Origin of the sequence: Candidatus Nitrosotalea sp. FS (genome assembly GCF_011319475.1) — an archaeon.
In the GTDB taxonomy this organism is placed as follows: Archaea; Thermoproteota; Nitrososphaeria; order Nitrososphaerales; family Nitrosopumilaceae; genus Nitrosotalea.
The window spans coordinates 1-12,410 of record NZ_RCMC01000253.1; the positions used below are offsets into that span (position 1 = coordinate 1).

Sequence of the window (12,410 nt, forward strand, 5' to 3'; positions counted from 1 at the left end):
AGTCGCACTAGTTGCAACCCTTCCTGAAAGTGAGATGAAAGAGATACTAAAGACTATCACATTCGGAGTGGTCTTGTCTTCTTTGATAATACAGTATCCAGTTCTTTCAAGATACATAAAAAAGGCATTTCCTGAAGCAATGCAAGAACCAAAGAATGTCTAAATTCCTTGCCAGAGATTTATGGATTTCCCATGGCTTATCAAAAAACATTAAACAAGACATACAAAACATTTAGCNTTGGTTTTTCAGGCCTTGTAGCAGCAGCTGCAGCAGGATTGTGGTTTGGTGTGATAATGAGAAAACCCAACATCATAGGCGAAAAAGTAAGAGCATATGCATCAAACTTTTGGGAGATGATTGCATTCTTTGCAAACTCTGTAGCATTTTTGTACTTGGGATTGAACATGGACATGACAAGGATAGGACAGAACATTCCTCTAATTGCACTTGCAATTGTTGCAGTATTAGCTGCAAGAGCTGCATCAACATATCCAATACTTGCTGTGACACACCGCTTTACAAATGAAAAGACAACCGGAGCATGGAGGCATGTTGTTATGATTGGAGGTATGAGAGGAGCACTGTCAGTCGCACTAGTTGCAACCCTTCCTGAAAGCGATATGAAGGAGATACTAAAGACTATCACATTCGGAGTGGTCTTGTCTTCTTTGATAATACAGTATCCAGTTCTTTCAAGATACATAAAAAAGGCATTTCCTGAAGCAATGCAAGAACCAAAAAATGTCTAAATCCCTTGCCAGAGATTTATGGATTTCTCATGGTTTATCAAAAAACATTAAACAAGACATGCAAAACATTTAGCATATCAAGATGAGTGAAAAAAATCAGGTTGAAAAAACGGTTTTAGAAGGAATAAGCTATGCCAAGCTTGAAAAACACAAGGATGCCATATCATTTTTTGACAAGGCATTAAAGCAAGACTCTACAAACGTAGATGCATTATACAACAAGGGAATGTCTCTTTTGAAGTTAAAGAAAAACAAGGATGCCATGACATGCTTTGAGANAGGCATTAAAACAAGATCCCACAAACACAGATGCATTATACAACAAAGGAATGTCTCTTTTGAAGTTAAAGAAAAATAAGGATGCCATGACATGCTTTGAGAAAATAATTGAGCGTACTCCAAATCATGTTGACGCATTGAACAATCTAGGAAATCATTTTTCTGAGATGCAACAATTTGAAAAAGCTGTTACGTATTATGATAGGGCATTATCAAACGATCCTACATACATTCCAGCGTTGTATAACAAAGGAGTTGCATCAATTCAGCTTGAAAAATATGATAACGCACTTGATTGTCTAAACAAAGTGCTTGACAAGGAACCTGAAAATCTGCAAGCAATATACTACAAAGGACTTGTGCTTGGCAAGCAGAAAAAACATGAAGAATCATTGTCGTACTTTGATAAAATTTTGGAAAAAGAACCTGATAACAATGAGGCAGTATTTTACAAGGCTACAGAATTATCAGAGCTTGGAAGACATGAAGAAGCAATTGTCATATTTGATAAAATATTAAAAGAGTTTCCAAAAAATGGGACCATAATTTATGCAAAAGCAAGAAGTAAGGCACAACTTGGACAAAACGATGATGCGCTCATTCTTCTAGCACAGGCAATATCACATTATGGTAGAACCATAAAGAATTGGGCAGTCAAAGACTCTTCATTCGATAAGATAAAAGGGGATCCCAGATTCAAGACAATAGTGAAATAAAATGTCAGAAGATATGATAAAAACAATCAAAGGCTTGTTGGCAACAGGCAAGGGTAACCCAAAGCGACTGCGAGAGATAATAGAGACTGTAAAGACTGGAGAACCCATCGTAATGTCAGATTATAGATACATCGAGAATTTGCTAGAGGCTTCCAATGGTACAGACATAGAACAGACCCAGGCCACCCCCCGACCCAAGAAAGATGCATCACTTGAGCTTCTTAGAGTCAGACTTGCAGAAGGACAGATATCAATAGAGGAGTTTCGAGTGCTCAAAAAAGCCCTAACAGAGGAAGAATGAATCATTCTTAAATCTTAAATTCAAANATCAATAGAAGAGTTTCGAGTGCTCAAAAAGGCCCTGACAGAAGAAGAATGAATCATTCTTAAATCTTAAATTCAAANTCAGGCAAGGGAAATCCAAAACGACTGCGAGAGATAATAGAGACTGTAAAGACTGGCGAACCCATCGTAATGTCAGACTATAGATACATTGAGAACTTGCTAGAGGCTCCCAATGGTACAGACATAGAACAGACCCAAGCCACCCCCCAACCCAAGAAAGATGCATCACTTGAGCTTCTTAGAGTCAGACTTGCAGAAGGACAGATATCAATAGAGGAGTTTCGAGTACTCAAAAAAGCCCTAACAGAGGAAGAATAAATCATTCTTAAATCTTAAATTCAAAAAGACATGCACAGTAACAGGATTGAAACTTCAACAACATGTCTACAACTATCAAGTACAGACTGTACAAACTTGCACTACATGGTTAANCGCACAGTAACAGGATTGAAACTACAACATGTCTACAAGTATCAAGTACAGACTGTACAAACTTGCACTATATCCTTAAAGAGACAAGTTGAGGTTTCAGATAGTGATTAAAATTGTCAAAGTTTGCCCCATTACCACCAGCGCCAGTTATCATGACAAGTTTTGGCCATTGTGGCATTGGTCTTGGCGCAGAAACATACAGAAGATTATTGATTGATGTCGGGGCAGACCCTCTAAAGCCAACACTAAAGGGAGAAAAAGATGAATCCCGTATACTCAAAAGATATGGAAGTACCATCTTACGATTTCCAAATGCTTATGGTGGCAGTGAAATTCCACTCATTCCAAGAGCTCTCTTAATTGATCTGGACCCAAGAGCTGCCAATTTAATATTACAATCATACCCAGACTTGTTTGCATTAAGGGACAAACATGTGATTTCAGGTGCAGGAGGTGCTGCAAGAAACTGGGCAGAGGGCCGTACAAGATTCATCAAAGAAGTCAGTACAAAATATGACATGCAAAAACAACTTTCAAGTCTATCTCCTGAACCAGTAAGAGGATTTACAGTTCCATTTGCAATGGGAGGAGGTACTGGCGCTTCATTTGCAAGTGCCTTTATGCAATATATCAAAAAGGACACAAAAGAGCATGCAACAATAGCATCATTTGGATTATTACCAGAATTTGGATGGGACCCAGTAATTCTAGAGGCATCAGCCATCAACATAGTGATGAACCTAGAACACCAGATAAAATACAGTGACTGTTCAATCCTATTTTCCAACAAGCGATTAAGAGAACTTGCACAAAGACATGAAAAGAAACTAGACAAAATGTCTTCAATCATAGATGACCTTCCAAAAGAACACGAAGTAGGCTGGAAGGATTACCGAGGAATGAATCTAATTGCAGCAAATGCAATGTCTATGTTTATCGCATCATTTGCAAGAGAGACAGAATGGGACATGTCAAACTATAGAACATGGCTTGCAACAAAGAGACCAAGATTTGCAATTCCGTGGGTAATTCCGATTGTTCCAGAAGAGAGACAATGGAGCTCAGACTTGATGACAAGTACTAAACATAATACCATGGAGGGAATCGTAGAACACATCAACAAGAAAGAAGATGGAGTACTGTTTGATATTGATGAAGTTGATATCAGGGACAAGGGAGGTCCAAAAGATTCCTGTTGTGCACTTGTCAAAGTGAAAGGAGACTTTGAAGCAAAGGAGAGAGACATTCTAAAGAACATGATAAAGGACAGATTCCACATTGAAGAATCAAGAATGATATTCATCAAGATTCCAATATTAGAGACAGAGCAAGCTAATGTCACAATACTTGTCAATACAAAGGCAATTGGACCAAAGATATTAGAGATTGCAAGTGAAGCAGAAGCTTCATGGGACGCATTCAAAGACGAATATGGCAAGTGGGGATTGTCCACTGAAGAATTCAAGGCAAGCCTTATGGACGTAGTCCATGAGTTTAGCTAGAAATGTCTGACTTTGCCTTTTTAGAGCAGGTTGCAGCTCGTATTAGAGAAAATAGAACTCAGCTAAAAGACACTGAAGATGAGCTTGCAACAGTAAATTTTAGAATCCATGAAATTCCACTCAAGAGTCCAACCGAGTCCACGTTTGCAAAAATGATAGGACAGGACTACTATGATGCTTCAACAGATTTGGAAAAGGCAAAAGAGAAACTCATTACACAAAAAGAAGATCTTAGTACAAAGGTAAAAGAAGACATTGCATTATTCATAACAGAATTTACTTCCCCTGAACTTATCATACCGCTAGAACCAAACCCAAAGATTGCAGAGGGAAACACAGTATTTCACTATAAAAATAATACCACATTTAGCAACATACTTGCAATACTAAGCGAACTTTTAGGACTCTCCCCACCAATACTTGTCAAGGATGTAATGTTTTCAGCATCATCGATAACAATCAAGGTTGCAGACGAATATGAAGCCAAACAAAAATTCCTAAGCAGCATAAGCGAAGTCCAAAAGACATTATCAATTAAAAGGAAATAGCCCCCTCTCGACTCCGGCATTCTCACGGGTGTTTACGTATAAGATATAACAAGGTAAAAACAGCCAAGATTTTGTGAACAAGAACACCAAAAAACTTCTTGCATTATCATTTATGGCAATTTTCATTGTTTCCACTGTCAGTGTAGCATTTCTAGGAGGCGGACGAATTACACCTCCCCCTGCTCAAACTACGGAAACAACAATTACTGGAACACCTGCAGATAATTACAAGGACAAAGACAGACCAACATTTTGTGGAACAAATCAATCTGCATCAACCCCGTACATAACAGAATTCAAAATACCTACAGTCTGTACCCAACCACTTGCAATTATGGTAGACCAGTCTGGCAGTGTTTGGTTTACAGAATCAAACACAGGAAATTTGGGCAAGTTTGACTTGTCTTCAAAATCATTCCAAGAATTTACCAATCAACAGTGGCAAAAGGGAGAAAAATCCATGATGTGGGGTCTTGCCAATTCTCAAGACGGAAATATGTGGATAACAGACTCGCAACATAATTTAATTTGGAAATTTAATCCGTCAGACAAGAGCTATCAAAGATTTGCTTTCCCCAAGAGCAATACACAAGATGGTTCATTCCCTCAGATGCTCCTAATAGATGGCAAGAGTGCATACATCAATGACTTTACTGGAAGAAAGATTGGAGTGTTTAGCATAGACCACACAGGCCCAGACCTTGGTGTGTCAAGCATCCCATCTCCTGGAGATCACAACTTTACAAGCGCCATGATTACAGATACTTCAGGAAAATTATGGTATACAGTTTGGAAGTATCAACAGGGAGGAGATCTTGTAAGCTATGACAAAAAGACAGGCAACTACACACAGTATCTTTTACCTCAAGACATTCAGGCACCAAATGGAANTAAAAAGACAGGCAACTATACACAGTACCTCCTACCTCAAGACATTCAGGCACCAAACGGAATAACAGTTGATTCCTCAGGAAAATTATGGATAATGGATACTGCAAGTAGTTACTTTTTCGATTTTGATCCTGCAAGTAAAAAATTCACAAAACACATCACATCTCCACCGCCTGTGTCCTCATATGGTAATGCATCAGGACTTATCAAGACACCAATATCAAGACCATATTGGGCTCACTTTGATGATAATGGAAGACTGTGGTTTAATGAACAAGTTGCAAACAGTCTAGGTGCGTATGATCCATCTACACAATCACTTGTAGAATATGTTGTGCCATCCAAAAATCCCAACTGGTCAGACTGTGGAACCTTATCAGACTGTGGAGTAGCACAAGTGTTGGACTTTACAGTTGACCACAACAAGGTCTGGTTTACAGAATGGGTTGAAAACAACATAGGTGTTTTAGATTCTAGTGTTCCTCTACCAATCAATGTAACTACAGATCCTTCAATTGTCATACATCATGGACAAAATGCAACAGTTTCACTAAACATTAGCCCACAAGAGAGTCTAGACTCCCCAGTATCAATAATCACATCAAATACAGCAGGACCGCAAACAATCTCAATTACACCACAACAGACCACGGTTACAGTTGACAAGCCACAGACTGTCAAGTTGACAATATCTGCAGATAACTTTGCCATGCCAGGAACTTATCAGATCTTGCTTAGTGCAAGATACCACGATATCACCGTATCAAAATACGTCAATATCACACTAGAGTAAGAAGTGGTCCCTAGCCTAGACAAACTGATTGGAATTTTCATCTATTGTACCAAGACAGAAGGTACAGGCGGCAAGATCAAGTCATCTCCAGAACAGTTTTTTGTCTCAGAGATACTGCGAGACAAGTCACTTGACAAGATCTCATCTTCTGGAAGCTATACAGTATACAAGTTAAAAAAACACGGCATTGACACAAATCATGCATTATCAGACATTTTTACAAAATATGGTCTGAGGCTCAAGGCATTAGGTCTCAAGGATGCAAATGCCACTACAGAACAATACGTATGCGATATGACAACAGGCAGATCTACTGACACCCTAGTTACAAACAGGTATACGCTTGAAAAGATTGGTCTTGTCCAAAAACCCCTGACAAAAAAAGACATGATTGGAAACCATTTCAAGATCAAAGTGGAAGATGCAGATTTTTCCAAAGTTTCCCAGTTTACAGATCATGACAAAATTCTGAATTTTTTTGGATACCAGAGATTTGGAAGCAGACGACCAGTGTCACACTTGATAGGAAAGGCCATTTTACAGAAAAATTTTGATTACGCAGTAGAGACTCTACTTTCTTTTACTTCAGAACATGACTTGCCACACAACAACAAGATCCGAGAAATGCTCAAGGACAAGTCAAATTATGCCAAGGTCTTTGACCAGGTTCCTCCTCAGATGGACATTGAAAAAATTGTATTAAATGAAATGATAGACCATGGAGATGCACTAAGAGCATTGCGTGCCATACCAATACAGCTGCGAAGATTTTTTGTAGAAGCTTTTCAGTCATTTGTATACAATCAAACAATATCTAGAGCATTTGAGTTTGGAGAAAACTTGATGCAGCCACAACAAGGAGATGTCTGTTTTGATAAAGATGACATACTAGGGAGATATCAAAATGACCCCAAGCAAAGACTAGCAATTCCACTTGTAGGATATTCGTATTCAAAAAAGAATCGATTTGACAGTTTCATTTCTCAAATACTTGTAGAACAACAGATAACACCAAAGGAATTTTTTGTAAAAGAGATGCAGGAAGCAAGTGAAGAGGGGGGGTTCAGACAGGCTACAATATCATGCAGTGACTTTGCAATCAAGGAACCGTATGTAGAGTTTACACTCTCAAGGGGGTCATATGCCACCACACTATTACGAGAGATAATCAAGCCAGCAGACCCAGTTGCTGCAGGATTTTAATGTACATCAGAGAACATGTAAAATCAAACATGTGGTAGATTCTAATTTAGAACTAACATTCTTACTAACAAATTACACCCAAGTCTTATTAGTTTAGTTCGAGCAGTTTCATAATTGAAAAACACACTGGTTCTATTGATAGGACTTGGAGCCATCCCATTGTGCAATCTAGCATGGGCAACTACAGATCTGAGTACACTTGGAAGTCCATATGTCACAATATCTCCAGACTCTGGACCCCCCGGAACCAAGATAACAATTACGGTATCACACATTCCAGACATTTCAAAAACAAATTATCCATATCCTGATCTTGACATCTATTTACCGTTTTCACAACCCTTTGGTACTACTCTTAAAAGTCAATGTGGAGGACAGGATTGTTTTCCAATCTATACACACAATGNGTATCCCGATCTTTACATCTATTTACCATTTTCACAACCCTTTGGTACAACTCTAACAAGCCATTGTGGAGGACAGGATTGTTTTCCAATCTACACACATAATGATGCATTAAGCCAGGATTTTGCAGACAGGGTCATCACATTTTCATTGCCCAGCACAAACAATCCAAAACCTGTCTTTCTGAATGGTTTTGAGAATTCAGTGTGTGATGTAACAGTAAATGGCAAGGTAATGGAAAGATTTTCTACATTGTGCAATACAAAAGATGAGCCACAAGGTATGTATCAAATCAAGCTTGCATGGATACTTGAAAGTGATTCTGAACAGACCTATACTACAAAGATAATTCCTTTTGTAGTAACATCTGGAATATCCCCTTCTCAAAGTCCTATTGCGGATAATGGTAATACCATCTTAAAGGAATATCAAAATGGAACAATTAGTCAATCTCAGTTTTATACTGAACTCAAGTCTAGAGGCTGGAATGATGAGCAGATAAGACAGGCTCTTGCAGTAATAGGAAAACTGCCACACCAGATGGGCATAGTAGGACCAGACTCCAAGTTACCAATATACCAGACAAACTCTACAAACAGTACAAATACCATACAGAAGAATGTCACAGTTTCAGTGATTCCACAACCAGTGATCAAACAAAATACCAATGTCACCAATACCAAAGAAGAAAATAATACTTCAGTTCCAGTTCAGCAAAATTCTACAATTAACCCCACACAAGACAATTCTACACCCGCGCCTACTCAAAGTGGTTCCATTTGGAATAACATCATAGTTGGATTATCAATCTTAGCTGCTGCAATAATGGCAGGTGTATTCATATTTGTAAAAATGTACAGAAGTAAAGGAAATGCCCGATAAATTATGGGTTATAGTTCATTAAGACTGNACTGTCACATAAACCATTTATTTTATTCGTAGTACAAAATTTCTTAGTTTATAATTTATTGCCATGTTATCTTTAAAAATACAAGAGCACCTACAAGTTGGACAATACGAACTAGTAGAACAAATGGCAAGAGTGCAGCTTGGTAAAGGTCAAACATGGAAAAATATGTGTACACATTAATGGCATTATCTAAAAACAGCATACTTGCAAAAAATATCATTCCTAGATGTACTTGAGACTTTGTCTTTGAATGCATTTTTGCAAACGTTGCAATCAAGATACCAAAGACTGCCATGTTTGCAACTGCTACAATTGCACAATATGGTATTATTGTCATTTTAAATAAACTCCTTTCCTATCATGTTTTCCTCTAGACAAATTCAAGACAAGTTCATCAAATGCTTTCATGTTTGTCTCAAGTAAGGGAGAAAGAAAATAATTAGTTCCATACTTTTGGCCAATGTGTGAAATTAGGTTATTTTTTTCAAGCACGTGTAGATGGTGTTGTATTGCTCTATAGTTGAGTTCAAGTTCCTTTGCAAGTTGGTGTGCGTTAAGAGGAGACCTCTTTAACTCAAATACCATTCTTATCCTATTTTGTCCGCCTCGTGAGGCAGCAAATACCATCCATAGCAAATGTTTTACATATGCAAAGTCAGGCCTAGTAGTATTTTCAATATTTTTTGATACAAAATAGTCATTTTGTGGCACCGGGTCATCATAAGAGTGCATTATATCGGCATTTTGATGTGATAGCATAAATACATTTTTCAAGATTGAGTGCAAATCCTATACTTTGTCCTCTTTTGATTTTGATACTATTTCGTTGTATGCATCAATATTAGATTCTAAAAAAACAGACAAAAAATAATTGGCCCCGTATTTATCGCCAACTTTTGTAATCAAATTGTTTTTCTCTAAAACTTCGAGATGGTGCTGTATCGCTCTATAGTTAAGATTTAGATCTTTTGTAAGCTGGTTTGCATTTTTTGGAGCAGTTTTTAGTGATTCTATGATTTTTATTCTGTTATATCCACCTCTTGACCCTGCAAATACATAAAAAAGAAGATTTTTTGCATATGGAAGGACGACCATTTGTGATTGATCATCAAACAGCAGTAAATTAAAAGATGCTTTAATCACATATGATCATCATAAGGAATCTAATAGACATAGTACATCTAAAAAATAAAAGGGAAAGATCAGGAGACGCTTATTGTTCCACGCATGTGGGTATGAATCGTACAAATGTATTCGTACGTTCCAGGCTTACTGAAAGTAAACGTAAACGTTTTTCCTGCCTTGATGATTCCACTATCAAAAGTTCCATCTGGATCTTCAGTTCCATGTTTCACTGATGTTACTGTGTGCGAATTTCCATCAGTATTGACAAAGGACACTGTTGTTCCTACCTTTACATTGAGAGTGTTTGGTACAAAGAACGGTGCTTCAAGACCCACAATGTTTACAGTGTTAGCAGGGATATTCCCGCTTGTGTCGGTTGTAGACATAGTACTTCCAGTTGGCTCTGAAACAAAGACATCAAATCTAGTATCTGCACTTCCCCACATGTAGTTTGAAAGTGGACNATTAGAAGGAATATTCCCGCTTGTGTTGGTTGTAGACATAGTACTTGTTGTTGGCTCTGAGACAAAGACGTCAAACCTAGTATCTGCACTTCCCCACATGTAGCTTGAAAGTGGACTAGGCTGGATGTTTATGTCCATGATGTAATGACCTGCACTTGGGAATATCTCAGTTAGAGTCATTACTCCAGTGTGGCCATGAACTGCACCATGCATAGTCATTGCTCCTTCAACAGGAGCGGATTCTGCTGCGATATAGTTTCCTGTTTTTACTACCACTTGCATATCAGGATGAGTAATCATTGAATCATCCTGTGCTTTTGTAGCTGTAAACACAAAAGTCACAGGTTGCCCTGCAACTATCTTGTTTGAAACTGTGCTCATTTCAAGATTAAGTGCAGTTCCTGGATCTGATCCTTGAAGTGTGTGTTTTTGGTCTATTCGTTGTACATACACTGGAAACTCAAAGGTTCTAGAACCAAAGTCATTTTGAGGATCTTTTGCAAATCCCTTAGGACTTCCAGATAACATTGTATGAGTCCTTCCTTGTGGTTCTACTTCCATTCCCATCATCATGTTGCCAATAGATGAGACAGTCAGATAGACAGTGCTTTCACCTGCTTCTGGAAGAGCTACCTTGAAGTCCATATTCCCAGTATGTGAATGTCCTGTTGTCGTTTTGTATACTATGTTACCATCTGGATCCTTTACTGTTATTGCCCAATCAACNCACCTTAAAGTCCATGTTTCCAGTATGCGAGTGTCCTGTTGTTGTCTTGTATACTATGTTGCCATCTGGATCCTTTACTGTTATTGCCCAATCAACATGGCTGAGCTTTGATCCAGATTGTGTATCTTTTGCATGCATTTGGATTGATGCCAATTGATTTGCCTGGATTACGGAATCGGCAGTAAAATNCACATGACTGAGTTTTGATCCAGATTGTGTATCTTTTGCATACATCTGTATTGAGGCCAATTGATTTGCCTGGATTACGGAATCGGCAGTAAAATCAACTGTCACATTATCAGATGCTTTTGATAGAGGCTTGTTTTGCATTGCTGCATAATCTTCTTCTGCGGCATCAGATGAGCCAGAAGTCATCATTTGATGGTCCATTCCACTCATTTTATCTTGCGATTCTTGAGCCGCTGCTATGTTTCCATGATTCTGTCCTGGAATTGAAACCAGCAGCACAGCTAGTGCCACAAAGATTGCAGCTGATGATATCACTATTGTTTTTTTCATCTGCATGTAAGTTTTTTAGTGCAAAATTATTTAGCGGTATTTCAAGATCATGTACAAATTACATACAAATCATTTTTTGTAATTTCATTTTCTGACATGAAAAAATATTCATTAGAATAATAACAAGTAGTCAAATATACGATTTTAAAAAGTAAAAACATGAGATCACATTTAACAAGAATTTATCTAGTTAAATCATGAGATCATGTTATTGATCAGTTTTTGGNACAACAATCTCGCCTCGCATGTTTGGTTCATCATGGAACACCAATAGCTAATTGTACCAACTTTATCTGCTGTAAAGTTGATTGTCTTCATCTCTCCTCGATGAATATCAAATTCTGGTGCTATTCCATCTACTGTTATCATATGTTCTGGTCCCTGGACATCCACAAAGTTGAGAGTGACCTGATCGCCTTGATGAACGACGATTTGTGATGGTGCAAACATGAATTGTCGTATTTTCCATCCTCCCTTGTCATCTATCTTCTTTATGACAAACCCATTCCCAGAGGGAAGTGCTGAGGTCGGATATGGTTCTGCAGGATGATCCTGGGTTTGATAGATGCTAGTAATTCCATCCAAGTGTACTGTAGCGATATAGAATGTCTTTTGTGTTACAGCCGAAGCTGTACCAAAGTGTCCCAATGTTGATCCTTCAACAGACATAGCAGCTATGGCTCCAACGACAGCTACTGCTAAACCAAGAATTATTCCCTTGNAAGAATTATTCCCTTGTGTAGATTTTTCATATTAAAAGAGAAATTCATTTGATTGTTATTAGCGATATTTCAAAATGAT

General features: G+C 38.1%; 9 protein-coding genes and 2 pseudogenes. 7 read left to right on the plus strand and 4 right to left on the minus strand.

All coding sequences use genetic code 11. The features are described from left to right. Nucleotides 1-238 precede the first annotated feature (238 nt). The 7 genes and pseudogenes from DYY66_RS16505 to truD all read left to right on the plus strand — a co-directional run. Nucleotides 239-750 (plus strand): annotated as a pseudogene (locus DYY66_RS16505) (cation:proton antiporter); the annotation flags it as partial. Nucleotides 751-832: 82 nt separating this feature from the next. Beyond that, the coding region (locus DYY66_RS16510) for a tetratricopeptide repeat protein (protein ID WP_394352633.1) at nucleotides 833-1,028 on the plus strand (196 nt) is incomplete at its 3' end. 1 nt (nucleotide 1,029) lies between these two features. Next, nucleotides 1,030-1,745, plus strand: a pseudogene (locus tag DYY66_RS16515) (tetratricopeptide repeat protein); the annotation flags it as partial. A gap of 1 nt (nucleotide 1,746) precedes the next feature. Beyond that, on the plus strand, nucleotides 1,747-2,046 hold the full coding sequence (locus tag DYY66_RS10105) for a hypothetical protein (RefSeq protein ID WP_166288889.1): 300 nt from the start codon (nucleotides 1,747-1,749) through the stop codon (nucleotides 2,044-2,046). Between the two features lie 589 nt (nucleotides 2,047-2,635). Then, a complete protein-coding gene (locus DYY66_RS10115) occupies nucleotides 2,636-4,024 on the plus strand; it encodes a cell division protein FtsZ (RefSeq protein ID WP_166288895.1) in 1,389 nt (462 codons plus the stop codon). Between the two features lie 2 nt (nucleotides 4,025-4,026). After that, complete coding sequence (locus DYY66_RS10120; protein WP_166288898.1) at nucleotides 4,027-4,572, plus strand: hypothetical protein; 546 nt, start codon at nucleotides 4,027-4,029, stop codon at nucleotides 4,570-4,572. Nucleotides 4,573-6,259: 1,687 nt separating this feature from the next. Next, on the plus strand, nucleotides 6,260-7,459 hold the full coding sequence (truD, locus tag DYY66_RS10130) for a tRNA pseudouridine(13) synthase TruD (RefSeq protein ID WP_166288904.1): 1,200 nt from the start codon (nucleotides 6,260-6,262) through the stop codon (nucleotides 7,457-7,459). Nucleotides 7,460-8,829: 1,370 nt separating this feature from the next. Here truD and DYY66_RS10140 read toward each other — a convergent pair. From DYY66_RS10140 to DYY66_RS16520, 4 genes are all read right to left on the minus strand, one after another. Continuing rightward, the gene (locus DYY66_RS10140) at nucleotides 8,830-9,111 is read right to left on the minus strand and encodes a hypothetical protein (RefSeq protein ID WP_255496426.1); all 282 of its coding nucleotides are present in this window, start codon (nucleotides 9,109-9,111) and stop codon (nucleotides 8,830-8,832) included. Further along, a complete protein-coding gene (locus DYY66_RS10145) occupies nucleotides 9,108-9,548 on the minus strand; it encodes a winged helix-turn-helix domain-containing protein (protein WP_255496427.1) in 441 nt (146 codons plus the stop codon). The genes DYY66_RS10140 and DYY66_RS10145 overlap by 4 nt, the downstream gene beginning before the upstream one ends. A 15-nt stretch (nucleotides 9,549-9,563) precedes the next feature. Beyond that, a complete protein-coding gene (locus DYY66_RS10150) occupies nucleotides 9,564-9,869 on the minus strand; it encodes a winged helix-turn-helix domain-containing protein (protein ID WP_166288913.1) in 306 nt (101 codons plus the stop codon). A 107-nt stretch (nucleotides 9,870-9,976) separates the two neighbouring features. Beyond that, nucleotides 9,977-10,345 carry a plastocyanin/azurin family copper-binding protein gene (locus DYY66_RS16520; RefSeq protein ID WP_394352635.1) on the minus strand — a complete coding sequence of 123 codons (369 nt, stop codon included), beginning with the start codon at nucleotides 10,343-10,345 and terminating at the stop codon, nucleotides 9,977-9,979. Between the last annotated feature and the right edge of the window lie 2,065 nt (nucleotides 10,346-12,410).